The sequence below is a fragment of the Streptomyces sp. GL_141 genome (genome assembly GCF_057834385.1).
In genome coordinates this window covers 1-24,503 of record NZ_JBYQMI010000002.1, presented here as the reverse complement: position 1 = coordinate 24,503, position 24,503 = coordinate 1, and the positions used below count along the sequence as shown (strand labels likewise).

Here is a 24,503-nt window from a genome sequence, read left to right as displayed (position 1 = left end):
TCGGGGCATCCCCGCGTGCGCGGGGAGCAGCGGTTCGACGGGACGTCCGCGGACTACGACCCGGGGTCATACCCGCGTGCGCGGGGAGCAGATGGACTTCCGGCGGTCGTAGGGCACGTCGTTGGGGTCATCCCCGCGTGCGCGGGGAGCAGTAGAAGCGCGGGTTCCCATCCCCGTTGGCCTGGGGGTCATCCCCGCGTGCGCGGGGAGCAGCGCCTGGTGCGCAGCGCCTTCGACCCGGCGGTGGGGTCATCCCCGCGTGCGCGGGGAGCAGACTCGCTGACCTGCGACTCTAGGTCGGCGGCAGCAGGTTCTGCAGCACTTTCGCAATATCCGGCATATCCCAGATCTCGCCCGAAATCGGACTTAAAGCCCGCCGCTGTCTGAAAGCAGCTCAGCCACCGGCCCATGAGGGTCACGCGCTGCCCTTCTGGTCGGTCCGGTCGTGGCGGGCTTCACGGCCCTGATGCAGAAGACCATCGTGCAGGAGGCGCTGGGCGCGTGGTCACGGCTACGCACTCGGCGACGGGCTCCCTCGGTGCATCCCGCTCCCCGGCCCAGGCACCACCGGCTGCGCCGGGTAAGGGGCTCGTACAGACGGCGGCGATACGGCTGCCCGTCCCTGCAGCTGTCCAAGGGCCGCGGCGCGTTCGCCGGACTCGCGGGCGTGACCGACCGGCGCCGCAGCGCGCATCTCCTCGCGCAGGGCGTTCTCCTGCTGCAGGGCGACCACGTTCGCGCGGTGCCGCGCGGCCGCCGTGTTCTGGGCCGCGGCACTGGCCCGGAGCTGCTGAGCGTCCTCGGAGACGCGGGCGTCGAGGCGAGCGGCCAGTAGGGGGACGCGCTGCCGCAGCGTCTCCAGCGTTGCCTCCATGGATTGGACGTCCGCGGGCGGGAGCAGGGTTCCGCCCGGCGCGAGCAGGGAGATGTGCGGGTACTCAGTGAGGGCGTCCCAGCCTCCGCGCAGTGCCTCGGCGGAGGTGCGGGACGCTCGCCGCGCCTCGTCGATCGCGGCCGCGTGCTGCTGCTCGTACTGGGTGGTGAGCGCCTGGGCATCCTTCCGGCTGCTGCCGGCCAGCAGGAGGGCGATCCGGCCCTTCGTCGCGGACTGCTCGACCCGTTCCAGGATCTGACGGATCGACTCCGCGTGGCGCTGGGCCGCCGCGTGGCGCGCCGACTCCTCGCGCGCCCGGTGCGTCCAGGCAGCGGCCCGGGCGAGGACCTCGTACGACTCGGCGGCGAACGCCCCTGCCGGGGTGACGGGGACGTTCAGCCGGTCCTGCTGCACGGCGGCCCGGCGCTCGTGCTCGGCGGCCAGTTCCTCGGCCCGCGCGCCGGCGGCGGACTCCTCCGATGCCCGGGCGGGCAGATGCTGCGCGGGCAAGTGTCCGTACGGGCGCTGCTGCCACGGCGTGTAGGCCGGCTCCTGCCGGACCACCGTCCGGGACGCGGGGAGGCGGGTGAGCTCGTCGGTGACCATCGTGTCTTCGGTGTCGGCTTGCAGGATGCGGCCGTAGGCGGCGACGGCGCGGTCCAGGCGGTCGGCATCGGTGCGGGCCGGGCCGAGGGCGGCGCGGGTGGGGTGGTCCTCCAGCTCGTCGAGCGGGAGGTAGAGGTGGCTTTCCCGGCGGGCCCGGGACATGGCCGGGTAGAGGCTGTGGGAGTCGGCGTGCAGGCCGTAGGCGATGGTGACGTCGGCCGTGAGTCCCTGGGCGGAGCCGATCGTCATGGCGTAGGCGTGGGTGAGGCGGCCCTCCGCGATGTCACGGGCGGACATCCAGGCCTCGTTCAGCACGAACCCGCCCACCGGCCGCGGGCGGCGCCACTGGACGAGGACTCCCTTCTTCCCGTCCACCGCGAGGACGGTTCCGCGGAAGCCGTTGAGGACGTCGACCGCGGACTCGTCCCGGCGGCTGCGGTAGTCGTTGCGGCGGATGTGGACCAGGTCCCCGGCCGCGAAGGCGATGCGGTCGCCGCCGCCCGCGACCGCGTACGTACGGCCCTGCTCCAGCTCGCCGCACGCCACGAGCACGGCGCGGGCGCCGGCGTTGAGGGCGGCGACGTCCGTACGGCGTGCGGCGAGCAGCAGGAGGTCGGTGAGCTGGGCGTGCGGGTCGCCGGCCCACCGCGCCCGGGCTTCGTTCCAGGCGCCGAGCATCGCGGTCAGGGCCTCGGTGGCGGTGTCCTCGGCGTGGACGCGTCCGTGCGCGGCGAAGGCGGCGAGGGCGCTGGTACGGGCGCCCGAGCGCCAGTCCAGCAGCGCGGCCCGCTCCACGACGTCACGCTGGCGGCGGTTCTCGGTGAGTTCCAGGCCGCCGACGAGCTGGTGGATCCGGGCGAAGCCGCCGCCGATGCCGACGGCGCGCAGCTGGAGCGGGTCGCCGACCGCGACGACCTTGGTTCCGGTATCGGCCGCGTGCCGCAGGAGGGCGGCGAGCGCGCGGTCGTCGACCATCGCGGCCTCGTCGATGACGAGTACGCCGACCCCGTGCAGGCCTCGGCCCCCGCTGACCTCGCGGGTCCACGCCGCAATGGTCTGCGACTCGATGCCAGCCTCCGCGGCCAGGTTCGCGGCGGCGACCGCGGCGGTGGAGGCGCCCACGACGCGCAGTCCGGCGGCCTCCCAGCCGGCCCGGGCCGCCTGCATGAGGGTGGTCTTGCCCGCGCCGGCCACGCCGATGATGGCATCGACGGCATGACCGGCCGTCAGCAGCCGCGTCACCACGGCGCGCTGCTCGGCGCTGAAGACGAGGGCGCGCTCGGCGGTGGAGTTGGCGGCCTCGACGGTGGCGAGGGTCATCTCGGCGGCCTCGGCCGTCACCTCGGCCAGGTGCCGGCGCAGTCCTGCCGTGGCGCACTCGATGACGGTCTGCTCGGCGGCCACGACGGTGGTGTGCGTGTAGCGCTGGCGGTGGGTGTGGTGACCGCGGTTGGAGTCAGCCAGGCGGACCGCGTGGCCGCCCACCACGAGGACCTCGTCCGTCAGCGCGGTCAGCTGCTCCACTGACAGCAGGTGGGGCAGCGTCTTGGCGACGGCGGCCATCACGTGTGTGTGGGAGACGGTCTTCCGGGAGGCCGTGAGCCCGTGCTCGGCGTCCCAGATCCGGGCGGCGATCTCGGCGGGGCCCGGTATCCGCGGCCCGCCGCCGGCGGACAGCGGCGGCGCCGAGCCGTCCGGCCCGGGCAGCGCCGCCGCAACCATCGCGTCCACGGCAGCTCCGCTGCCGAGCACGGTGGCCGCCCGGGTCCGCCAGGCCTCCTTCGGCGCCTCCGGCCCGGCGTCCTCCTTGGCCTCCGCGCTCTTACGGGCGGCGGTCTTCTGCTGCTCCCGTGAGGCACCCTCGCCCACCAGGTCGATGACCTGATGGTGACGGCGGGAAAACACGTCCCGAAGGCCCTCGTCCACGCCCGCGAGCTCCCACGCCCCGGTCGTCGCGGAGCGCTCGAACCGGGCCCCGTGGGCTTCCGCGAGACGGGCTCGGAGCCGTCCCTCGGCGATCTCGTTGACCAGATGGGCGTAGCGGTGGAGGTCCTCGCCGCCGCCCGCGATGGTGCGCCACTTGCCGTCCGCGCACTTCGCCATGTGCGCGATGTTCACGTGGACGTGCAGGTGCGGGTCACCGGGCGAGCCGTCGACCGGGCGCGCGGACCGGTGCAGCGTCGTCCAGCCGATCAGCCCGGACGTGGCCACCCGCTCGGCCTGCTTGCCGTCCCCGTGGTGGCCGGCCATCCCGTACGCCGCCCACTGCTCCAGCGCAGCCACGGCCTCGCCGACGCTCGCCAGCCAGTCCGCCTCGATCCGCCCGGCGAGCTCGGCACCGGCCAGCCCGTAGGCGGCGGAGATGCTCTTGGGGAGGTCGAGGGTGATGTCCACACCACGCAGGCCGACATCGACCTTGTGCCGCATCCACGTCCGCGCCTCGGCCACCGTGTCCGCGCCGTACAGCTCGTCCAGCTCCAGCCGGGCCGCGTCGGCCAGGCGCTCGGCGTCGGCCAGCGGCAGCAGGTGGCTCTCGCCGTCGCGCAGGATGCCGCGCTCGGCCCGGGCGAACCTCTTCGCCAGCGCGGGCCTGCCCAGCACCTCGGCAACCGTCGTCCCCGCCCCGGCGGCCGCCTCGGCGACGGCATCGACGAGGACGCGGGCAGCCACCTTCCCCCGGGGATCGAGGACCTGCTTCCGCGCGACCAACTGCTCGCCGGTACGCCAGTCCCGACCATCCATCAGCGCGCGAGCGGCGTCCGGATCGACCCGCTCACCCGCAACCAGATCCAGCTCGACCAGACCGCCGCCGATCCACCGCAGGGTGCTCTCCCCGGAGAGCCGGTACTCGACCTGAGCATCCTCGGCCCGGTCACACCCGCAGTCCTCGCTCAGCCGGTACTCGACCTGCTCGGGAGCGTAGATGGGAGTCGCGTACCCCACCCGTCCACCCCCTCATCCGATGTCGGCTCTTAGCGATCCATGATCGTGTATCAAAAGATACCTGGAGTGCTAACTGACCTTCCATGGCTATCCGCAGCCGTCCCGACTTTTGTCCGCGGACAAAAGTCGGGACGGTCGGACTGTCGTGCGCAGGGTTGATGTCAGTGGGATGCGCAGGGTTATGACAGTGGGAACGCAGAGTCCGTGTCAGTAGGCATCGATGACGCAGGGAGTCCCAGAAGGCTGTAGAGCACGTTGTCGTGGAAGCGGTCGACGATACCGCCGGGGAGGACCATCTCGGCGGCGGCGAGGTCTTCCAGGGCTTGGCGCTGCGCGGCGTCGTGGGGGTCGATGCCGCCGTCGCCCCAGACGCGGAGGAGGACCTCCGCCTCGGCGGGCTGAATCGGACCGCGTACGGAGGCGTGGGGCTTCTTCCGCCCGGTGAGGGCGTCGACCTGGTACGAGTCGAGGACGTCGAGGCGCGGGGTGACGGTGTACGCATCGGGCGGGACCTGACGCAGGATGAGCACGCCGCCGGCGTCGGGGTGGGTACGGGCGTGGTCGAGGGCGGTGTCGGTCCGGTGGCGGGTCCAGGACAGGGCAGCCACAAGGGCCTCGGCGGTGAGGGAGCCGTCCGCGTGCGCGAGCGCGGTGAGGACGGTGAGCGCGTCACGGTCCGCGCCGGCCGGGTGTTGAGCGACTCGTTGTGTGAGCACGTAGGTGGGGTTCGCGACGCTCAGAGTGGTCACGGGCGAAGGGCGTCCGGTTGACGTACATGCGCGACGACACGGTGAACATCGGCTGGCCCTTCCCATGCTGCTCTTGGCGTCGGTACTGCTCTTCGTGGACGTCCTGTCGCTCCTCGCCGTTCGGGTGAGCTGTGCGCCATGGCACGACTGGGTGATCGACTCCGTGGGCAGCGTGCAACACGAACCGCCCCTGGTGCCGGGGCGGGGCGCTGGTGACGCTGGTGGGATGTGGGAGGCAACAGCTCGTGATCGTCGTACCCGAGTCCGAGGAGACCGTGCTGCCGTCGTGTCCGGCCTGCGAGGCGCCTCTGCGTCCGTGGGGCTATGCCCGGGTGCGCGTGATCCGCCTGCCGGATGGCCAGGTCCGGCGACTGCGGCCGAGGCGGGCCCGCTGCCGCTCATGCCTCACCACCCACGTACTGCTGCCGCCGTACTGCCTGCTCCGACGCGCGGACAGCGTCCACACCGTCGCCCTGGCCCTGCTGGACCACGTCGGCGGACACGGCCACCGACAGATCGCCCAGCGCCTCCAGCTGCCCGCCAGCACGGTCCGCGGCTGGTTCCGTCGCGCGGCCGCGCTCGCCGCGTCCTGGCGCCGTCAGGCCACCGTCTACGCCTGCCGACTCGACCCGGACGCCGGGCCGCTCCAGCCGCGCACCAGCAGGCTTGCCGAAGCACTCGACGCCCTGGGCGAAGCCGCACGCGTCGCGCGGGGCCGGCTGTCGGCCTGGTCGTCCATCGACCCCTGGGGCGTCGTCACCCTGCTGACCGACGGCCGGCTCCTCACGCACCGATGAGTAGCCCGTCGGCCGGGTTGATCTTGGTGCATCTCCGAAGCGAGTGCCCCGCCGGAAGCGCTTTTGACCTGCTCCGAGTCTTGGCCCGGCCGGAAAGGGGGATGCCGCCGGGGAGCTCGCGCTCCTACCCTGGCGGAAAGGAGCGGGGGAAATGATCATGACGGTGACAAAACCGATGCAGCCGAAAGCGGGGCTGTGGATCTCCGGCGTCGTCGGGGTGGTGTGGTGCGGGGTGCTGGTGTTCTGGCTGCTGGTGGTGCCGGAGCCGCTCGACATACCGGGCGTGCTGGTGCCGGCGATCGTGGCGGTCGCCGCGGTCGTACAGCTCGGCATGGCGGCCATGTATGCCGTGCGGCTGTGGTGGTCGCGGTGACGGGCCGCGAGCGGGTGCCAGTCGACAACGGCGACCCGCAGACCTGGTACGCCCGGGGCCTGGTCCTCCTCGGCCTGGGCGGGGTGCTGATCCTGGTGGCGTGGCTGACCCGGTCAGCGGAACCGTGGTTGCTCCTCGACCTTGTCGACGGGTTCGGGTTCGCGCTCCTCGGCTTCGGCGCGCTGTTCTTCGCCGCGGGCGTGGTGCTGCGGCTGGTCCGTCGTCGCCGCTGAACGAGGGCCTCGACAGTGTGCACACGAAGCCGACAGCGTGAAGACGAACCCTCACCCCGGAGAGCGAACGGAACCTCCGACATCATGCGCATCCCGAATGTCGCCGCCGTGCTCATTCTGAGCGTCCGACAACAGCCGGGCGGCGGTCGCTGACCTGGCGTTGGCGGGGCAGCTCGAAGAGTTCGTCGGAGCCGGGCATCAGGTCGGCGGGGTGCATGTCGAGGCGGCGGGCGAGTTCGAGCAGGACCCGGACGGGCAGGTCGGGGAGTTCTTCGAGGTCGATCTGGTGCTCGTGGACGCCGAGAAGGTCGGCGAGCTGCCAGCCGGTCATACCGGCGGCCAGGAGCCGCCGCTTGATGACGTAGGACTTCTGCACGGAGTCGCGGCGCCGCTGCGGGCCCTCGCGGCGGATGGGGCGGCTGGAGTAGTGCGCGGTCACAGGCGCTCTCGCACGTCGTCGCCGAGGGCGATGAGGTCCAGGCCCCGGTAGTGCATCCACCCGGCGGCCGCGGCGTCGTGTGCGGTCTCGTCGCCGTGGCGGCAGTGGGAGCGATGGAAGGGGTCGGTGTCGGTGGCGCCCTGGCTTCGGCGGTAGGCGAGGTGGGCGGCGACGAGCGGGGCGGCGTGCGCGGGCAGGGGCACCGGGTCGTCGGATTCGAGGTGGAGGACCTGGAGGGCGTTGAGCTCGTGCGAGGTGTGGTGGTGGAGCTTCCACCGCCACGGGACGCGCAGGTAGCGCCTCTCCTCCGGCTCGTACGGGCTGCCGGTGACGGGCACGTGGACGCTGCTGCCGTCGGGGGCGGTGTTGCCGCAGGTGATCAGCCCGAAGCCCGTGGGTCCGTGGGAGAGGTGGATGGACAGGGCTGTCGCGGCGGCCGCTTCGGGCGAGGCGACGGTGCGGATCTTGTGACAGAGGCGTTCGGTGAGCTGGCTGAGCAGGCGGGTGGTGGGCGCGCTGCCGAGGGTCTCGTACTGCCAGCGCAGGAGGTAGCCGCGCAGGAACAGGGCGACCTGGACGCCGCGGAGCCGTCCGTCACCTCGATCGCCCGGCACCTCGACATCGGCCGCTCCACCCTCTACCGGACGCTGGCCGCGTACGACGAAGCCATCGCCACCGGCCGGGAACCGGCGCGGTGACCCACAAACCTCGACTGCGGACTCCTCGACGCCACCCAGCGTGAGGTCGGATGCGGCTGGGCTGGCAGCACGTCCACCGCGTCACGTCCCGTCTCGTCAACGGCCTGCGGGCTCCGTCAGCCTGCCGAGTGCGGCGGTGCGGTCGGCAACGAATCACGGGACCAGCGGACGGGGCCGTCGGTGAGCCAGGAGCCGTCACCCATGGGCTCCAGGTCGTAAGGGTGGGCCGCCTCGACGGCCATCTCGCCACTGATCGCGCCCGTGCGCACGTCGATCAGGTGGTAGCGGAACCACTCCTCCCCGTCCTCGGTCTCACTGCCAAGGGTGACCACAGCCGTGTCCGCGGCCAGGTAGCCGCCGCTCCATTCCACGAAGGTCTCCTCTGGGTCGTACCCGAAGGCCTCGACAGGGAGAGTGAAGAGCACGTCCCCGCTGGGGTGGCGGTGGAAGGAGACGTCCGCCTGCCCGTGGTCGACGGTCATGAACTGCTCCCCGCCCGGCGCCAGGTCGATCAGGCAGCGATCCGACCACGGGTACGTCACGAACTCCACCTCGCCGTCGGCCCCGGCCGTACCTCGGAGAATGACCGAGCCGTCCTGGCCCTCACCGATGTCGAGGTAGATGCTGCCGTCCACGGGGTGCACGTGGTGGCCGGCGCCGTGTCCGCCCGTCTCCAGCTCCCGGCGGGCGAGGACGGCCCCGCTATCGGCGTCGTACACGACCCACTGGTCTCCGCCCCCACGCCGCGCCATCGCGTCCGGCCGGTAGACCCACACAGTCCGCCCGTCCAGGGACAGCGCACAGCCAGGCCGGTGGCCGTGGAGCACGTCGGAGTGCGGCTCGAAGTCCGACGCCCACACCAGGTCACCCACGCGCGTGAGGCAGACGACCCGGTTCAACGTCGTGTAGACGACTCGCTCCAGATCAGGCCATACCACCGACGCCACGACCTCGTCGCCGGCCCGCGGCTCGAACACCGCGGCGGGGTCCAGCACCCCGAAAGCACCGGAGTCGATCACGTAGGCGTGGATCCACCCGTCGCGGTGGCGGGTAACAGCCTTCAGATGCTGCGGACGAATCATGCGCCGAGGCTAACGCCCAGCTCCGACACCCGACGGGTGCCGTTCGTCGCCCAGCCATGAGAGGAGTAGCGCGACGCATCTGGCCTGGCATCCTGGTTTGGTGACCACTTGGATGCGTTGCTACTGGGACGAGGAAGACACCTGGTTCTACTTCGAGGTCGACGCCGAAGGCTGGGTGATCCGGCAGGTCGAACTCAAAGGACCTGAGCTGATCCCAATCGCAGCTGCCTCACTCCCCGAGTGGCAGGGGGCCCGCGACGCAGGCCGCCTCAACGAGTACGACAACAGGTTCGGGATCACCGCCGAGCTGCCCGTCTCGGAATGGGAAGGCCACGACCCCGGCCCACTCACCTTCGAGGAGTTCGAGGAAGTCTGGGGGTCTGCCCGTCGCCGGATTGCACCCCGGCCCGGCTGACCGCTCGGTCCCGCGGAGGCTTCTTGGCATCATCGCGGCATGACCCCGACCCTTCCCCGCACCGTCCGAGCCGTCGACACCGCTCACCTCCTGGACCTGGCCCAGGCGGCCGCCATGCATGGCTTCAGCCAGCGGCTCCCGGTCGATTGGCTACGAGAGCACCTCGCCGCAGAGGCGACGCACTACCTGTTCCCGACGCTCGTGCAGCGGCTCACGCACCGTCCCGAGGTGCCGCTGCAGTGGAGGTGTCAGCAACTGCTGACCGTCAGCACCGGCGAACAGATCTGGGGCCTCCTCGACGTCCTTCCCGACACCTTCGACAAGATCCCGGAGACCTTGGACACGGAGTTCAAGGAGGACATCATCAACCGCATCGAGCAAGCAGTGAAGGTGCGGGAGTGGATGGAACGGACGGCCGCCGATGCAGGTTCATGATGTCCGGCGCACCCGACTCTGAGGCCATGACACCGAACTGAACCAGTCGCCTGGCGACGCCGCGCCGCTACTTGATCAAGTGGAAATCCGGATGCCGCAGCCAAGCCCTCAGAAACTCCACGTCCCCGACGTGTCGATGCCACCGCCCACCGCCCCCAGTGTCATAGGAGACCTCCGCGAGTGTTCCCGGCAGGGTTGACGCCAGTGCTCTCCCCCGGGCCAGGGCGGTCTCGGTCCCCCTGTCCTCTCCTGTGCCGGGGAGGCTGCTCAAGAGGCCGTCGAAGTCGACCATGGCATCGAGGCGGCAGGCCAGAGCGAGCGCCAGGTGACCGAGCAGCACATGGTTCACCGAACCCGAGCAGCCGGCACCGACTACCAGCCCCTGCGCCGGTGGCCGCGAAAAGGATGAGTAGTCCTCGTCCTCGGCAGGCATCTCCTCGTCCTCTGAGAGGAAGAACACGCCGACGCCGGCTGGATCGAAGGCCCGCAGGCCCAAGGCCGAACCGTCGCGCACCCAGAAGTCCACATCGCCGCTGGCCTTGGTCTCCACCGGGTCGCAGAAGGTCTCCAACCACGGGACCACGTCGGCCAGGATGTCCGCAAACCCTCGTTGTTCGAAGAGCCACAGTCCAACTGCCGGTCCCGCCATACCGCCCCCAGAACTTCGTGGACCAAGTGCCACCAGGACCCGGTTCTACCAGGTCCCGGCGGCGGACGTCTGATCACGGCGACGGCTCACCTGCGTTGCTGTGGTGACCCGACCCGCGGTCAGCCGACCTCAGGTACCGCGCCAGGCGGAGCAGGCTCCTCCGCGGTGACACGCCGGATGTGGCCTACCCACGAATCCGGCGTCAGGGAGGACCACTCAACGTCGATCTCAACGCCGTGGAATATGCGGGTGAGGTCCGCAAGCTGCGTGAAGATCGCCGTCTGTACGTCCTCAAGGGCCGTGTCCGCGGGCATCGGGACCTTGCCGCATCCGCCACCCGAGTCGTCGGCGATGAACGTGTAGGGCCACACGCCTTGCCCAGTCAGCAGGATGATCTCCTTCGGTATGCCGAAGGGGGGCCGATTCTTCTTCGTCTTGGGTCGTCTCGCCACGGTGCCATCCAACCTGACGGACCGCAGGGTCAGGCACCCGGCATACACACCGCAGCCCCTTCCATGGGCTGAGAACCATCCCACTGACACAACTCTGCGCGCCACTGACATCTACTCTGCGCACGACACAGTGACCGGCGACATGAAGTGTCAGCAGGTGGTGACGACATGGAGAGCCCCAGGAGGCTGTACAGCACGTTGCCGTGGAAGCGGTCGGTGCTACCGCCGGGGACGACCATCTCGGCGGCGGCGAGGTGTTCCAGGGCCTGGCGCTGCGCGGCGTCGTGAGGGTCGATGCCTCCGTCGACCCAGACGCGCAGAAGGACCTCGGCCTCGTCAGGCTGGATCGGGCCGCGTACGGAGGCGTTGGGCTTCTTCCGCCCAGTGAGTACGTCGACCTGGTAGGCGTCGAGGACGTCGGGACGCGGGGTGACGGTGCACACCCCGGGCAGGACGTGCCGCAGGAGGAGCACGCCGCCGGCTGCGGGGTGGGTATGGGTGTAGTCGAGGGCGGCGTCGGTCCGGTGGCGGCTCCAGGACAGGGCGGCCGCCAGGGCTTCACCGGTGAGGGGGCCGCCGCGTGCGCGAGCGCGGTAAGGACGGTCTTCCGTGCCGATGGGTACGGTGGGCGTGTCGTGGTCCGCGCCGGCCGGGCGACGGTCGTTGGAGTTCGCGCCGTACGACGCGCACCGGTAGGCGCCCGTATCCGGCCGACGGGCCAGCACCCTGAGCAGAGCACCGTACCCATCGGCACGGAAGACGGTCGCCTCGAAGCAGTGTGGCGGCGGGTCAGCCGATGCTGATCGTCGTGTACGTCTCCCCGTCGCCGGGCGGGCGGCTCCAGGAGAGCGACTCGAAGCTGTGCAGCCGGCCCTCGGTGAGGGCGAGGCGGGGCAGGGTGACCCCGTGGAGGCGGACGATGACGTCCAGGACGCGGGCTACCACGGCGGCCTGGCCGTCGGCGTCGGGGGCGTCGAGCCCGAGGACGGTCGGGGCCAGTTCGGCGGGAACGGCGCCGGCGGTGGCTTCGAGCGTTCCGCCCCATAGCGTGAACGCGTAGCGCAGCGTGCTGTCTTCGGCGGCCGACACGTGGAAGACCGGGGTGCCCTGGCGCCACTCGTGCCAGATCACGATCGCCCGGCCGCCGCCGACCGAGGCGTCCGGCGCGGGAGAGACGAAGCGTGCGGTGTCGAACCCGGCCGGAGGGTCTTGTTCGAAGGCGAAACTCCAGCCCGTTCCGGCCCTTCCGACGCTGAGCAGTGCCTTGTCGTCGTAGCTGGAGAAGACCCGTTGGCCGGATCGGTGGTGTCGGCTGACATCCCACTGCCGCAGGGGCGGCGAGAGCACGGTACCGGGCGATGAGCCGAGCAGCGCGGGCAGCTCGTCCGGGGGCACGCCTTCGACGAGGATCATCCGGTAGTCGCTGACCGATGTCTGCCAGGGGCGCAGCCCGCCGGGCCGGACGAGCCAGGACAGGCCGTCGGGGTTCCGGTCGGCGGCAGGGGCTGGAGCCGGGCCGCTCTCACCGCCGCGCGGGGTCCGCAGGAGTTCGAGACGTCGTTCGGCGGTCAGTACCGGGGCGAGCAGCGGGTCGGCGAGCAGGCCCACCGGCGCGATGTGGCCCGGGCCGAGCGGCTCCCACGACGGGATCGCGGCGCGCAGAACCTGCCAGGCGGCATCGGTGTCGCCCCAACGGGCCTGCTCACGGGCCTCGTGGACGGCCTCACCGAACGCTCCGCCGGGCCGGTAGCGGTACGCCCCCTCGCGTACGGCGCGCAGGATGTCGGCTGCGGCCTCGGCGGTGCCGGGGAAGATCCCGGGGTCGGCATAGTGCCAGTCCTCCGCGGGCCGGCCGCTGCTGAGCAGATCGACAGCATTGAGGGGGAGCTGTTCGCTGAGGAAGCGGGGATTGTCGGGGTGCGGCGGCTGCACCGCGCGCCCACGCGAGCCCTCCAGCTGCGCTATCTGGTCCATGAGCTCGAGCGCGTACGGTCGGCCGTACTTCTGCGCCTCCGTCAGCAGGGCCGCGGCCTCTTCGTGGCGGCCGCGCAGTGCCATGGTCCGGGCCCGGACCACGGCGGCGTCCTGGGCCCGGGTCGTGCCGTTGACGAACGCGGGGCCGTCCTCCTCGTCTCGGCCGGGCGCGTGCGTGTGGAACTCCTGGTGCATAGCGATCATGAACGCCGCGAACGACGGATACCGCTCCGGGTCCGCGGCCCGCCAGGAGGCCCACACCCGCACCGCCCACTCGCCGTCCGGCCCCACGTCCTCCGGGTCGAGCAGCACGAAGGTGATGTCCGACTCGACGTCCAGTTGCAGCGCCCGGGACCACAGGCCCACCTGCGCCCGCACCTCCTCGGGGTTGCCCTCCTCACCCCAGGCCTCGTCGAAATCCTCACCGAGGCCCTTCGCGTCGTCGTGCCAGTGCGCCTCGCGGGTGCCGGCCAGTTTCCAGACGAAGGCGCCGGCGTGCTGCCAGCCGTCGCTGACCCGCAGGAACTCCCGGTAGGAGGGCGGCATCGCGCGGCCCAGCCGGTCCTCCATCGCGGCGATGTCCGCCTCGGTGGCCGGGTCGGCTCCGAGCCATCTGCCCCGCAGTGCTGCGGCGTCATCGGTGCTCAGCTCCTCGGATTGCCCCTGCGCGTCCGCCCACTCCTCGCTCCACCGGGCCAGAAAGCTCTGCCAGTCGACCTGCTTGATCTCCATGCCGGTGATCCTCGCAGCGGGCACCGACAACGGTGCTTGCCGCGAGCGACGTCGCCCGCTTCCGTAGGGCTCCACATGGTCGTCGATCAGCACGAGCAGGGCCTGAGCCAGACCGCCGAGGCCGAGGTCCTACTCCGCACCTGGATTGATGGCGGCATCGACCCGCACGACATCGCCCAGCGCCAGGCCCTGAAGACCTCGTCGCCGCCGAGACGGTCACCCGTAGCGACATCATCGACAGGTTCCGCGACAACGTGCTCTACAGACTTCGGATGCCTCCGAGTCGTTGCCGCCTCCTGACACGGACTCCGCGATCCCACTGTCATGACCCTGCGCATCGTGCTGACATCCACCCTGCCCACGACACAACGGACTCCACGACGGATCGGTCCCTCACCGTTGCCGGGTGCGCCTTTCGCTCACCAGGGCGGTGAAACGGTCCCGTCCGCTTCGAGTCCGTACCGGAGCAGCTGATCGGAATCGAGACTCAGGGCCCTCCATCGGGCCAGTTGTCGCAGCAAGGACAGCTCTCCCGCGTCCGCGTTGCGTCGCGCCAGGAGTTCCGCCTTCGCCATCTGCTCGGGTGACAGCATCGGGGCTCGGGCCGGCTTGCCCTCCTGGCGGGGGCGACCGGCCTGCCACTGGACCCGCATGAGGCGGACCAGCCCGTTGGCTGCCCCGGTATCGCCCGCATCGGAGGCTTGCTGGTAGAGGTGCGCGGCCCGGTCCGTCTCGCCCTCCTCCTCCAAGGCCTTGGCGAGGGTACGCAGCGCAAACCTGCCGCCCGTGCGTGCTAGTTCGGCGGCGGTGTCCTCCGCCTGGTTCCACTGCCTGGCTTCGATCCGCAGCCGGAGGAGGTGCTCCCGCGCCTGCGCACCGGCCAGCTGCCGTAGCCGCTCCGCCTCATCCGTATTGCCGACCCGTTCCTCCATCATGGCCAGGTCGTGGAGGAACCTCGGGTGTTCCCCCCTCCGTACGAATCGCTCCAACGCCGCCGCGTCGTCGACGAAGGGCCGCATGATGCGCTGAAAGCGGGCACCGTGGGCTTCGGCGGCCCGCCGGTACAGCTGAGCGGCCTCATCACGGTCTCCGCTGTCCTCCCGCCGTCGAGCGACGTAGCGCAAAGCCTCCGGATGACCTGCCTCGGCGGCGACTTCGTAGAGGCGTTCCGCTTCTTCGGGATCCCCTGCATCGGCCCGCAGGCGGGCCAGTTCCTGCAGGGGCCCGCGCCCTGCGGGCCAGCGCCGACCTTCGGCCGGACTGTCCAGGAGCCCGAGGAATCCCACGGAAACAGGTGTGGCCTGCCGGGCGAAGTCCTCGGCTTCATCGTGCCGGCCGGCCTTCTCGCAGAGCAGGGCGAGATCGCCGAGGGCCTTCTCGGATCCGCTGTCGGCCGCGATCCGGTAGAGGCGTTCAGCTTCTGCCGATTTCCCATCCCTCTGCCACTGTCCGGCCAGGCTCCTTTGCACTTGGTGTCGGCCGGTGTCCGCCGCGATCTGCAGCAGGCGTGCGCTCGTGTCCTCGTCGAGCGGCAGTGTTTCCGGTCCTATCAGGCAGTCCACGGCCTCGGGGTGCCCTGCTCGCGCAGCCTGCCGGGCCACCGCCTCCGCTTCCGCCAAGCCGTTATGCCGGTACTGCAGCCGTACCAGCTCTCCCCACGCGCTGCCGCTACCTGCCTCGGCGGCCCGGCGGTACAGGCGCACCGCTTCCTCGTATGCACCATCTCCCCTCACACGCTCCGCGAGGACGACGAGGGCCTGCGGCTCCCCGTCTTCGGCGGCCCGTTGGTACAGCCGCTGTGCCTCCTCGCGGTCCTTCGTCACCCCACGCAGCCGACCGAGAGCCGTGACGGCCGCGCTGCTTCCGCCTTCCGCCGCCCGCGAGTACAGCTGAAAGGCTCGGCGCAGCCGCCACCGGTCCTCCGCCGCCCGGGCCAGGGCGAGCAGGTCCGGGATGCCGATGGACTGGGCCTGGTCCGCGACCGCGTCCCAGAAGCTGTCCGGTGGGACCTGGAGCCGGCGCGAGGAACGGCCATGGTGGTCGAGGTAGTCCGCCAGCGCGCACACACCCGGCACGGCTCCCATGCCGGTGGGGCGCGGCACGTGCCCCAGGGCAGCCACAACGCCTTTGACCTTGGTACGGGCGTACGCCAAGGCGCCGGTGAACCAGTCCTCCGGGGCGGCCGCGCGTTCCTGGCTGGTGAGGTAGCCCGGGGCGGCTGCCTCCAGGAGGGCCAGGGGCACGGCAGACGCACAGCCCAGCCGCCGGGCGTCCATGGCGGCGGTGATGAGCGCGCGGCCGTAGCGGCCCGCGGGCCCGGCGGGATGCTGCCAGTGGGCGATCAGCTGCGGCCCTGCCGCCAGGGTCTGGGTGACCTGCCCGTCGGTGCTGGTCCGACCGGCCACGGCCAGCGACAGGTCGCCGGTCACGTGCAACCGCGTCAGCGCCTCGGCCGTGAACTCGGCGGGGACGTCGACCGCGGGCACGGCCGTCAGGAGGGCACGCGCATGGGGATGGTGATCCTCCGCATGGGGCAGGGGGGCGGCGGCAAGGCTCTGGTGGTACTCGGGCCACAGGGTCGCCATCACCACCACGGGCCCGGGCTCCTCCAGCCTGCGGCGCAGCGCGGCGGCTGCGGCCTCACCCGCAGGCCCCAGCAGGAACTCCTGCGCCTCGTTCAACCACAGCACCGTGCGGGGGGCCAGCGCATCGGCTGCCAGCAGGGCCAGCAGGCTGTCGGCGCCCTTCGGGAAGACCAGGCGCCAGTCGGGCAGAGCGGTCCGCACGCCCTCGTACGCGGTCCGGGTCTTGCCCGCGCACGACGGTCCGCGCACCACCACCATGACGGAGGCGGCACCGACGGCGGCGGACGCCAGATGGGAGCGCAGCTCCACGTCGTGCTCCCGGACCACGTAGTCCGGGAGCACGAACGCGGCGGTGCCGGCCGTAGCCGCACCTCCCGCAACGGCCGCGTGCACACCCAACTGCGCGGCGGTCCACTGGTCGAGCGGCCGGGGCTTGTCCGGCAGCGCTGCTGCGCGTGCGCGCAGTTCCTCCTGGCCCAGCGCGGCCACGGACTGGGCGCGGAGGACACCTTCGCGCACGGCCCGGGTGCGGTGGGCATGCAGGGCTGCCTGTCGTCGGCGCCACGCGTCGGCATCGAGCAGGTCCGGTGGATCGGGGAGGGCGACACCGAAGGCGACGGCGTGGCTGGCCAGATGACCGATCAGGTCCAGGAGGCGTTCTGGTTGTTGGGGAACCTGTGCACCCTCGAACCATTTCCCGACGGTCGTCGCAGACGCCTTCAGCATGCGTGCCAGGGCTCGTACCGAGGGCAGCCGGTCCCGGTGCGCATGGTGCCAGGCACCGAGTGCGCGCAGATCCAGCAGGAACGACTGCTCGGGATCCCCTCCCTGCTGCGACCCGGTGAACGTCATGCGCCCCTCCCCCACTGTCCGGTGTCCACCTGGTCATGGATGGACACCCGCGCAGCCTAGGCCGGACACCGACGCCGTGGCCGGGCAACCGTCCAAGTCCACCGGAAGGCAGCCGGACACCCAGGCGGACGGTCAAGGTCAGGCCCATCGCTCCGGGCACACCCGTCCCGTAGCGAGCACGTTCGACGATCTTCCAGGCAACCTTCCCGAGGGGGAACCACATGTCCGTCCTGCCGTCCGTACTCCACGACGCGGCCACGCTGACCGCCGCCACCGGGCTGGCCTACACCGCCGCCACGGTCACGGTGGCCGCGGCTTCGGTCCTCTCGCGCAACCCTGAGCGCCGGCGCGATGCCCGGGCGACGCTGACGATCCTGCTGCAGCGCCGCGGCGCGCGCTGACGCTCCGAACGCCCCGACGCGCCCCCGACTTTTGTCCGCGGACAAAAGTCGGCGTTGCTGTCCTTCGACAGCGAACCTCGGCGCCGGTCCTTGCCATCCAACTCAGTCGTTCCAGGTCAGCAGACTCAACCCGCCGCGCTTCGATACTGCCGGGCTTTGACAGTCAATCCAGTCGTCGCAGGTCAGGAACCTTCGGCCGGACTGAGTTGGCTATCAAAGGACAGTGGCAGCGTAGGTCGCACACAGGAACGCTTGCTGTCGCGTCTCCCTGAACCTTGACCGATCTCACCGAACTTTGACCGGCCCCCTCTCGGTCTGCCTTCGCTGACACCCCTGGCGCAACCAGAGTTCGTCGAAACGCCGGATTCGTGCCGCGTGGGAGTCAGGGACGCAGCAGTGCGGGAGCCGCCTTTCGCTACAGGGCGCTCCCCGCAGAAGGGGGTGCTGGTCAAGGTGTAGCGCCGACGTGGTTGCATCAGGCACTGAATTTCTTTCCGATCTTCGGATCGAGAGTGCTGTGGGGGGCATGTGTCCGGTCTGAGCAAGAGGATGTCGTTCGTCGTCGGGGTGGCAGGCGGGCTTGTCCTGGCGGGGTGCTCGCCTACGCCGGTGAAGCACGCACCCCAGCCGGCCCCGAGCGTCAGCGCCGCCCCGCCCGTGCCCTTGGTGGTTGAGCGGGCTCAGGCCGAGAAGCTGGTGGACGAGGTGCTGCGACAGGTCGTCTACGCGAAGGATGAGGGGGCGCTGGCGAAGGCGGAAACCGGGGCCCTCCTGGATCAGAGCAAGACGATCCAGCGGCTGAACGGCCGGAACGATGCCGAGCTGGTGCGCTCGGAGCAGTGGGTGGACTACCTGATTCCCACCGAGCGGGAGCAGCCCGGCTATCCACGCTCATTCGTGGCTCAGTTCAGGAGCGAGGACATGCACGACCTCGGGAAGGACCGGGCGGCCGGGCTGTACTACTTCGTTCAGGAGGAGGCCGGCGGGCCGTGGAAGGCCGCCGCCAAGTCGTGGGCACCAGACAAGCCCGCTCCGCAGCCCAAGCCGGGCCAGGCCGACGAGCGCCTGTACGGGAACTGGGGGTTCGGGGCGTTCTCCGTACGGGACACCCCCGTCGCCGCCCCGGCCCGAGACGAGGCGGGCGCCGCGGTCCTCTCGCCGACCGCCGCCAAGGACCGGGAGGTCTGCGGGCACTACGCCGAGTACCTCTCCTTCACCGCACCGGACGGGGAACCGAAGAGCGAGCACTTCGTTGCGGGCAAGCTCACCAGCGACGTCGTCACCGCCTACAACGCCGAGGCCAAGGTGAAGGGATGGGAAGGCCTTCGGTTCCGGTTCGCTCTCAAGGCAAGCGGAGCGGACCTGCCCGTACTACGGCTCGCCGACGGGAAGGCACTGGTCACCTGCACCTTCACACAAACGGCCCGCACGGACAGCAGGCCAGGAGGCAACTGGGACTTCTCCGTCGGGGGGAGCGGGGAGACCCACCTCGCCAACAACTACGCGGCCATCCTGTTGGGGGGCGCCCCCAACGCGCGGTGGCGCCAGACCACCATCCGCAGGAGCGTCACCGCGACCTTCGAAGTGCCCGCCCAGGGCCCCTCCGACGTCGTCGGATGCAACTGCCTCAACCCGCCGGTCCTCACGGCAGATGGAACACCCAAGTAGCGATCAAAGTTCGGTGAGACTGGCCAAGGTTCACTGAGACGGAACAGACGCCTCTGCCCATGAGTCAGGACCATTGTCCTTGGACAATGAAGTTAGTCCGGTGCGGTGGTCTGACCTGGATCGACTAGGTTGGATGTCAAACGATCAGACCCTTCTTCCAGGTGTGTCCCGTGCCGCTGAGTCTTGATCGGGTTGTCGGCGAACCCTGGCTGACGCGTGCCTCCGCCACCGAAGGTTGGCTGCCCCCGGCCCACGAAGTGGATGTCTGGCCAGACACGTTGGCAGACGGGGACGCAGGGGGCTTCCCGCACCACACGGCCATCGGCAAGGATGATCGCCATGAATGACGGTCTTATCCAGTTCGTGCGACGGCGTCTCGACGAGGACGAGCACAACGTCGTGATGATCACGTCGCTTGCTCCTCCCAACACGGATGTGACCCTCGACAGCACGATCCCCATGATTGACATGGTTCGTGCTGTCACGGACCTCTATGCATCGGTTGCAAACCTCGACATGCCAGAAGGATCCAGCAGCAGGGGCTTCGAGGCTGGGCGGGCTGCTGGCCTGGGCGAAGCGGTCAGGCTTCTCGCTCAGAGTTACCACGACGCCCCGGATTACCGTGAGGAGTGGCGCCCCCGGACGCTTCCCCAGAAGAGCCTCGCCGATCCCGAAGCGTGACGCAGACTGTCGTACTGACCTGGGCATTCACGGTTCGGTGGCACTGAGGTGGTACCAGTCCTGGGCGACCACCCAGGACTGGTACCACCTCAAGGACCCGGCAAAGTCGCCGGCCTCACGGGAGAAACCACGGCCCGGCTAACCCACGCGAACTTTGATCAGCGGGTCGGGAACGAAGCCAGATCGAGATCCCACTGGTCAGCTGCGTGAAGCAGAGCGCCTGTCTCCACCCGGGCCTCCACGAAGTACTGGTAGATGTCTGCTCCGTTTTCACCCTGCTGCCACGGAGGTGCCGCCTCCATGGACAGGTGCACACGAATCACCGCGCCGTCCTCGCTTCGATCGACGAGGCTGAAGGCCAGGACCGGCTCGACGAACCAGGTGTCCGGGGACAGCCAGCCGTCGGCATCAGGCCTGGTCACCTCAACGACCCCTGCAGCCACCGCGCGCAGCCAAGCAGACACCTCACGGGCTTCATCGGTCAGCAGACAAGGATCACTGAGGGACCAGCTGCCGTCCGGAGCCGTCACCGTGCCACCGATGACCAACCAGTTGTCATCGTATGAGTCGCCGCAGACCGCGGAGAACTGGTATCGCAGGGGGCGGAGCTCGACACTGCTTACGTGATCACCCAAAAGCATTGTCCCAGGGTGTCACGGACCGTCTCGACGTTGCACGGTCCCGCAAGCACGTCAGCACCGCATGGGCGAACTGGGCGAGACGGGCCGTTTGACATCCAACTCAGTCGCTCCAGGTCAGGGCGCCGAACCGGACTAACTTCGTTGTCAAAGGACAATCCCCGCATGCGCGCGGAGCAGTGGAGCAGGCCAGGAGCGAGCTCGTTCTCGTAGGGGCCATCCCCGGTCCGCGGGGAGCAGCTCGAGGACACGAACACGATGAAGTGCAGCCCTGGATCATCCCCGCATGCGCGGGGAGCGGCGCACGGTCTTCATCCGCACCGTGTACCAAACGGGGTCATCCCCGCGTGCGCGGGGAGCAGCATTACCTCGCCCCTGACCACCTCCACCGGCACGGGGTCATCCCCGCGTGCGCGGGGAGCAGCTCCAGCGTGATCGTCCCTTGGACGCCAGCGCTGGGGTCATCCCCGCGTGCGCGGGGAGCAGACTGCCTGAGCTGGCACGTTACAGCGGCCACAGGCCCGTTTTCATCACTTCCCAAGATTCAGGCATACACGGTATTCGGGATTTTTCACTCCCCTGACGGCCGGAGTCGCGCGTCATCCAGACGCAGGCTGCTGCTGCAGAAAGCAACTCGGCCTCAGTCAAGGGACAGGCCCCCGTGCCGAGCGCCGCCCATCCGCCTGAGCCCCTCACCGGCGCCCATCCATTCCCGCCCCGCCTGCTCGGGGACGGCCCCGAGGTCCCCCGGAGTTGCTGTGGCAGGAGACGGGGGGAGCTCCGTGGGGAGGGTCGGTACGGGGAGCCAGCGCTTGAGGCCGCGGTGGCCGGTGCCCGCCATGAGGACGAGCAGGCCCCAGGTGAGCGGTTCCGGGAGGTTGAGGAGGGACAGCAGCTTGCCGACAACGCCCGGGCCGGCGACGAAGAGGCCGTAGCCGAGGAGCTTCGCGCCGATGGTCTCGTTGCGCAGCGGCGGGCCCTCCCAGCTGGGGTCCGCGGTCAGCAGCTCCGGCGAGACCAAGGGTCCCGGGCTCAGTGCGTCGGGGCCACCGTACGGGCGAGGAGCGAGCCGAGGATGGCGAACAGGTCGGTGAGCGCGGCCTGGTCGCCCTCGACGAGCCGCCTTAGGTTCTGTTTCCTGGATCAGGTGCGGAGCCAGATCGTCAGGGCTGCGATGGTGACGGTTCCGAGGTAGACGTAGGCGCGTTTGTCGTAGCGGGTGGCGACTGCCCGGAAGTTCTTGAGGCGGTTGATCGCCCGCTCGACGACATTGCGTTTCTTATACCGGTCCTTGTCGAACCCGGTCGGGCGTCCGCCGGCCGAGCCGCGCCTGCGGCGGTTGGCCCGCTGGTCCTTGGGCTCGGGAATGGTGTGCCGGATCTTGAGTTTCCGCAGATAGCGGCGGTTGCTCCGGGAGCTGTACGCCTTGTCGGCGCTGACGCTGTCGGGCCGGGTTCGGGGCCGCCCCGGCCCAGTGCAGGGCACCAAGATCTTCTCCAGCACCGCCTCGAACTGCGGGCTGTCCCCGCACTGCCCGGCCGTGAGGATCAGCGACAGCGGGCGACACCGGCCGTCAGCGGACAGGTGGATCTTCGTGGTGAAGCCGCCCCGCGAGCGCCCTAAGCACTCGCCTGCCGCACCACCTCCGCCAGGCGGGCAGACAGCCTCCGCAGCACCGGATCGCCCTGGTTTGCCCCGCTGTTGGCCCCCTTTTGGGGAGCAATCGGCGGCGGGGCCACCTTCCTCGCGCCAGCCGCATGCTGGTGGGCACGTGCCGTGGTGGAGTCCACCGACACGTCCCAGTCGATCCTGCCCGCGGAGTTCTCCGCGGCCTGCACCCGCGTCAGCAGCAACTGCCACGTTCCATCGGCCGACCAGCGGCGATGCCGTTTGTAGACCGTCTCCCACGGCCCGAACCGCTCCGGCAGATCCCGCCACGGCACACCGGTCCGCACCCGGAACAACACCCCGTTGATGACCTTCCGGTGCTCGCTCCACCGGCCACCACGCGCCCCGCCACGAGGCAGGAACGGCTCCAGCCGCTCCCACTCCGCAGTCGTCAGATCTCCCCGCCCCACCATGCCGACCAGCCTGAACCCCACAGCATGATCACGTCAGGAGATCCAGGAAACAGAACCTAGCCGCGTGCAGGTTGCGTACGACCTCCAGTGCCTCAGCGCGCACCCGAGCCCGGTGCACCGGGTCGGTGCGCCTCGGCTCCAGCTCGGCCTGGCGCGCGAGTGGCCGCGTACCTCGTCGTGCTCGGTCTCCGGCACCACCCGGCACGCTTCGACGGCGCCGACGGCCTTCACGGTCGTGTACTCGAGGGGGAGGGAGCGGCTCATCATGCGCCGGTCGGCCTGGGCGAGTACGCCGACTCCGGCGGTCGCCATCACCAACGCCGGACTCACCCACGGATACCCGTCCGCGACCTGGCTGTTCACCGTGAGAACAAGGCCGCCAGGAGGCCGAGCCAGGCAAACAGCCAGAGCAGCAGGATGGACAGGACCGAGCAGCGGTAGTCGTCCAGTCGCTGCTCCAAGCGCCCGATCTCGGGGATCTCGCCGTCGGCCGGCGCGTGTGCGCTCAGCGCACCGACCGTGCGGGTGGCACGGACGGTGACCGACTTCGCCACCTCCGCCCGCCGGAAGAGGCGAAAGACCCTCCCCCGTGGCATCCGAAGCCGGGAGGCCCACCGAGGAGCAACGAACCAGAGGGCGACCACGGTGTAGAGACCTGTTGCCCAGATGAGGCTCGTGAAGACTTCTTTCAGCGTGAGCAGATGGTCCCGCCCCGAGCGGCCGCGGTTTCATCCCCCGGCCCCGCCGCCCTGACACGGAACACAGGTCCGGAGAATTCACGTGCCCGCATCGGGGCCGCGGCGAATATACTGGGGTCACCAAGTTGCTCAGGCACGAATGGCCCCCACCGATGGTGGGGGCCATTCGCTTGTCCGCGGACGGACGGACTGGTGGGCGGTCGGACGCCTCGCCCCCGCCCTCAGGCGACCTGCAGCTTCGGCCTGCCAGCCGCGGCCGGCGGGGCCTGGTGGTACGTCGGCAGCTTCAGGTTCGGCAGGTCCCCCGCCTGGATGCGGGTGAGGGCCGCGCGGAACGCCGCCTCCATCGCCTCCGGCGACTCGTACTTCGCCGCCAGCGGGTGGAGCCGGTACGAGTTGCCCGTGCGCTCCTCGCTGCGCGGCCGCAGCACGATGTTCAGGTCGCACAGCGGCGCCATGAGCCCGCTGATGGCCTGCGGGGTGACCCCGTACTCGGCCGCCATGTCCTTCTGCCGGACCGGCAGCGTGCCCCCGAAGTCGCTGCGGGAGACGAGGTACTGGAGGAACTTGACGGCGGACCCTGACAGCGGCAGGGCCCAGATGCGCTCCGCGACGATCGGAGACATGACGTTAGCCATGGGGGGACAGCCTTCCTCGTGAACGGTCGCCTGCGTACGGGCCGTACGGGCCGTGCTTGCTGGAGTTGCCGTACCGGCTGTACGGGCCGTACTGGTCCTGCAGCGCTATCACCCGGTCCTCTTCCTCGTACCAAAGCTCTCGTCGACCCCGAAGTCGAGCTCCAGCTCCTCCTGATGGGCGCCTTCCGGCCCCATCGCGTACGGGAACGCTTCCGGGTCGTGCGCGTGCTTCTCGGCGATGTCGGCGAGCACCTCGTGCTGCGCCGTGCTGTTGCCGTGGAACCACAGCCGCACGTTGATCTGGATCCGGCCGTTGCCGGCCTTCTCCACCCAGTTGTAGCCGCACAGCGCCTGGACGGCACGGTTAACCGTCGAACGAGTGATCATCTTGCCGCCCTTCTGGGCAGCGACCTTGTTCAGTCCATCCGTGATCTCCTGCTGCGTGTACGGGGTGATGCCGGTGCCCGGCACCTGTCCCCCGGCCACGAAGAGGAACACGCACAGCTGGGACTTGGTGATGCTGTTCGCGACGGCGAGCTGCGCCAGCAGCTGCGTGAACCAGTTGCTGGCCAGGCTGTATCCCGCGCCCCCGGCCATGTCGTGGACGGCCTTCGGGTCCGCCGCGTACTCGAAGTGGACTCCCTTGAGCCGACGACGGCCGCTGGGGTCGGTGGCCTCGGCCACCTTCTCTCCGAGCTGCTGACCGAGTACGGCCAGGATGTCGCCGTACTCGGCTTCGTTCCCCTCGGCAGTGGGGACGGGAACAGGCCGGGGCCCGCGCCGACGACGGGCGGGCGGATCAGATGTCAC

General features: G+C 70.2%; 24 protein-coding genes. 8 read left to right on the top strand and 16 right to left on the bottom strand.

The annotated features are described in order from the left end of the window. Nucleotides 1-511: 511 nt before the first annotated feature. Both mobF and AC3IX6_RS39340 read right to left on the bottom strand, forming a co-directional pair. The gene (gene mobF, locus AC3IX6_RS39345) at nucleotides 512-4,423 is read right to left on the bottom strand and encodes a MobF family relaxase (RefSeq protein WP_489371793.1); all 3,912 of its coding nucleotides are present in this window, start codon (nucleotides 4,421-4,423) and stop codon (nucleotides 512-514) included. A gap of 179 nt (nucleotides 4,424-4,602) precedes the next feature. Next, the gene (locus AC3IX6_RS39340; protein ID WP_489371792.1) at nucleotides 4,603-5,172 is read right to left on the bottom strand and encodes a hypothetical protein; all 570 of its coding nucleotides are present in this window, start codon (nucleotides 5,170-5,172) and stop codon (nucleotides 4,603-4,605) included. Nucleotides 5,173-5,417: 245 nt separating this feature from the next. On the opposite strand from AC3IX6_RS39340, the gene AC3IX6_RS39335 reads away from it, so the two are divergent. The 3 genes from AC3IX6_RS39335 to AC3IX6_RS39325 all read left to right on the top strand — a co-directional run bounded on the left by AC3IX6_RS39335 (nucleotide 5,418) and on the right by AC3IX6_RS39325 (nucleotide 6,575). Continuing rightward, on the top strand, nucleotides 5,418-5,969 hold the full coding sequence (locus tag AC3IX6_RS39335; RefSeq protein WP_489371791.1) for a DUF6431 domain-containing protein: 552 nt from the start codon (nucleotides 5,418-5,420) through the stop codon (nucleotides 5,967-5,969). A 151-nt stretch (nucleotides 5,970-6,120) separates the two neighbouring features. Beyond that, a complete protein-coding gene (locus AC3IX6_RS39330) occupies nucleotides 6,121-6,342 on the top strand; it encodes a hypothetical protein (RefSeq protein ID WP_489371790.1) in 222 nt (73 codons plus the stop codon). Continuing rightward, nucleotides 6,339-6,575 (top strand): hypothetical protein, encoded by a 237-nt coding sequence (locus tag AC3IX6_RS39325; RefSeq protein ID WP_489371789.1) that lies wholly within the window; start codon nucleotides 6,339-6,341, stop codon nucleotides 6,573-6,575. The genes AC3IX6_RS39330 and AC3IX6_RS39325 overlap by 4 nt, the downstream gene beginning before the upstream one ends. Before the next feature lie 112 nt (nucleotides 6,576-6,687). On the opposite strand, the gene AC3IX6_RS39320 is transcribed toward AC3IX6_RS39325, so the two are convergent. From AC3IX6_RS39320 to AC3IX6_RS39310, 3 genes are all read right to left on the bottom strand, one after another. Then, nucleotides 6,688-7,014 (bottom strand): hypothetical protein, encoded by a 327-nt coding sequence (locus AC3IX6_RS39320; protein ID WP_489371788.1) that lies wholly within the window; start codon nucleotides 7,012-7,014, stop codon nucleotides 6,688-6,690. Next, entirely contained in the window at nucleotides 7,011-7,628 is a 618-nt protein-coding gene (locus AC3IX6_RS39315) for a hypothetical protein (RefSeq protein ID WP_489371787.1), read from the bottom strand. Before AC3IX6_RS39315 ends, AC3IX6_RS39320 begins: the two co-directional genes overlap by 4 nt. A 200-nt stretch (nucleotides 7,629-7,828) precedes the next feature. After that, a complete protein-coding gene (locus AC3IX6_RS39310) occupies nucleotides 7,829-8,794 on the bottom strand; it encodes a hypothetical protein (protein WP_489371786.1) in 966 nt (321 codons plus the stop codon). A gap of 100 nt (nucleotides 8,795-8,894) precedes the next feature. On the opposite strand from AC3IX6_RS39310, the gene AC3IX6_RS39305 reads away from it, so the two are divergent. Further along, entirely contained in the window at nucleotides 8,895-9,209 is a 315-nt protein-coding gene (locus AC3IX6_RS39305) for a hypothetical protein (protein ID WP_489371785.1), read from the top strand. 39 nt (nucleotides 9,210-9,248) lie between these two features. Then, the gene (locus AC3IX6_RS39300; protein WP_489371784.1) at nucleotides 9,249-9,644 is read left to right on the top strand and encodes a hypothetical protein; all 396 of its coding nucleotides are present in this window, start codon (nucleotides 9,249-9,251) and stop codon (nucleotides 9,642-9,644) included. 67 nt (nucleotides 9,645-9,711) lie between these two features. On the opposite strand, the gene AC3IX6_RS39295 is transcribed toward AC3IX6_RS39300, so the two are convergent. The 5 genes from AC3IX6_RS39295 to AC3IX6_RS39275 form a co-directional block, all read right to left on the bottom strand. Next, nucleotides 9,712-10,293: a DUF6368 family protein gene (locus tag AC3IX6_RS39295; RefSeq protein ID WP_489371783.1), complete on the bottom strand. Its 582-nt coding sequence runs from the start codon at nucleotides 10,291-10,293 to the stop codon at nucleotides 9,712-9,714. 119 nt (nucleotides 10,294-10,412) lie between these two features. Further along, a complete protein-coding gene (locus AC3IX6_RS39290) occupies nucleotides 10,413-10,745 on the bottom strand; it encodes a hypothetical protein (RefSeq protein ID WP_489371782.1) in 333 nt (110 codons plus the stop codon). Between the two features lie 29 nt (nucleotides 10,746-10,774). Then, on the bottom strand, nucleotides 10,775-11,470 hold the full coding sequence (locus AC3IX6_RS39285) for a hypothetical protein (protein ID WP_489371781.1): 696 nt from the start codon (nucleotides 11,468-11,470) through the stop codon (nucleotides 10,775-10,777). Between the two features lie 64 nt (nucleotides 11,471-11,534). After that, nucleotides 11,535-13,451, bottom strand: a complete 1,917-nt coding sequence (locus AC3IX6_RS39280; RefSeq protein ID WP_489371780.1) for an SMI1/KNR4 family protein — start codon at nucleotides 13,449-13,451, stop codon at nucleotides 11,535-11,537. A 419-nt stretch (nucleotides 13,452-13,870) separates the two neighbouring features. Continuing rightward, nucleotides 13,871-16,888, bottom strand: coding sequence for a tetratricopeptide repeat protein (locus AC3IX6_RS39275; RefSeq protein WP_489371779.1), 3,018 nt, complete (start codon nucleotides 16,886-16,888; stop codon nucleotides 13,871-13,873). 221 nt (nucleotides 16,889-17,109) lie between these two features. On the opposite strand from AC3IX6_RS39275, the gene AC3IX6_RS39270 reads away from it, so the two are divergent. From AC3IX6_RS39270 to AC3IX6_RS39260, 3 genes are all read left to right on the top strand, one after another. Continuing rightward, on the top strand, nucleotides 17,110-17,289 hold the full coding sequence (locus AC3IX6_RS39270) for a hypothetical protein (protein WP_489371778.1): 180 nt from the start codon (nucleotides 17,110-17,112) through the stop codon (nucleotides 17,287-17,289). 609 nt (nucleotides 17,290-17,898) lie between these two features. Next, on the top strand, nucleotides 17,899-18,957 hold the full coding sequence (locus AC3IX6_RS39265) for a hypothetical protein (protein ID WP_489371777.1): 1,059 nt from the start codon (nucleotides 17,899-17,901) through the stop codon (nucleotides 18,955-18,957). Nucleotides 18,958-19,296: 339 nt separating this feature from the next. Beyond that, nucleotides 19,297-19,638, top strand: a complete 342-nt coding sequence (locus tag AC3IX6_RS39260; RefSeq protein ID WP_489371776.1) for a DUF6221 family protein — start codon at nucleotides 19,297-19,299, stop codon at nucleotides 19,636-19,638. 158 nt (nucleotides 19,639-19,796) lie between these two features. Here the strand turns inward: AC3IX6_RS39260 and AC3IX6_RS39255 are convergent, their stop codons facing one another. The 6 genes from AC3IX6_RS39255 to AC3IX6_RS39230 form a co-directional block, all read right to left on the bottom strand. Then, entirely contained in the window at nucleotides 19,797-20,279 is a 483-nt protein-coding gene (locus AC3IX6_RS39255; protein WP_489371775.1) for a WapI family immunity protein, read from the bottom strand. 637 nt (nucleotides 20,280-20,916) lie between these two features. After that, complete coding sequence (locus tag AC3IX6_RS39250) at nucleotides 20,917-21,297, bottom strand: hypothetical protein (protein ID WP_489371774.1); 381 nt, start codon at nucleotides 21,295-21,297, stop codon at nucleotides 20,917-20,919. Between the two features lie 122 nt (nucleotides 21,298-21,419). Beyond that, nucleotides 21,420-22,354, bottom strand: a protein-coding gene (locus AC3IX6_RS39245; RefSeq protein ID WP_489371834.1) for an IS5 family transposase whose coding sequence is annotated in 2 segments (ribosomal slippage) — nucleotides 21,420-21,983 and nucleotides 21,986-22,354 — 933 coding nt in all. Because the reading frame shifts where the segments join, the coding sequence is not laid out codon by codon here. 362 nt (nucleotides 22,355-22,716) lie between these two features. Next, nucleotides 22,717-22,911: a hypothetical protein gene (locus AC3IX6_RS39240; RefSeq protein WP_489371773.1), complete on the bottom strand. Its 195-nt coding sequence runs from the start codon at nucleotides 22,909-22,911 to the stop codon at nucleotides 22,717-22,719. Nucleotides 22,912-23,276: 365 nt separating this feature from the next. Continuing rightward, complete coding sequence (locus tag AC3IX6_RS39235) at nucleotides 23,277-23,693, bottom strand: hypothetical protein (protein WP_489371772.1); 417 nt, start codon at nucleotides 23,691-23,693, stop codon at nucleotides 23,277-23,279. A gap of 108 nt (nucleotides 23,694-23,801) precedes the next feature. Further along, a complete protein-coding gene (locus AC3IX6_RS39230; RefSeq protein ID WP_489371771.1) occupies nucleotides 23,802-24,503 on the bottom strand; it encodes a hypothetical protein in 702 nt (233 codons plus the stop codon).

Excerpts from the sequence above, each read along its gene's own strand:
- AC3IX6_RS39330 (WP_489371790.1), top strand. The coding sequence starts at position 6,121 with ATGATCATGACGGTGACAAAACCGATGCAGCCGAAAGCGGGGCTGTGG.
- AC3IX6_RS39310 (WP_489371786.1), bottom strand. The coding sequence starts at position 8,794 with ATGATTCGTCCGCAGCATCTGAAGGCTGTTACCCGCCACCGCGACGGG.
- AC3IX6_RS39300 (WP_489371784.1), top strand. The coding sequence starts at position 9,249 with ATGACCCCGACCCTTCCCCGCACCGTCCGAGCCGTCGACACCGCTCAC.
- AC3IX6_RS39295 (WP_489371783.1), bottom strand. The coding sequence starts at position 10,293 with ATGGCGGGACCGGCAGTTGGACTGTGGCTCTTCGAACAACGAGGGTTT.
- AC3IX6_RS39280 (WP_489371780.1), bottom strand. The coding sequence starts at position 13,451 with ATGGAGATCAAGCAGGTCGACTGGCAGAGCTTTCTGGCCCGGTGGAGC.
- AC3IX6_RS39275 (WP_489371779.1), bottom strand. The coding sequence starts at position 16,888 with ATGACGTTCACCGGGTCGCAGCAGGGAGGGGATCCCGAGCAGTCGTTC.
- AC3IX6_RS39270 (WP_489371778.1), top strand. The coding sequence starts at position 17,110 with ATGTCCGTCCTGCCGTCCGTACTCCACGACGCGGCCACGCTGACCGCC.
- AC3IX6_RS39260 (WP_489371776.1), top strand. The coding sequence starts at position 19,297 with ATGAATGACGGTCTTATCCAGTTCGTGCGACGGCGTCTCGACGAGGAC.
- AC3IX6_RS39255 (WP_489371775.1), bottom strand. The coding sequence starts at position 20,279 with ATGCTTTTGGGTGATCACGTAAGCAGTGTCGAGCTCCGCCCCCTGCGA.
- AC3IX6_RS39235 (WP_489371772.1), bottom strand. The coding sequence starts at position 23,693 with ATGGCTAACGTCATGTCTCCGATCGTCGCGGAGCGCATCTGGGCCCTG.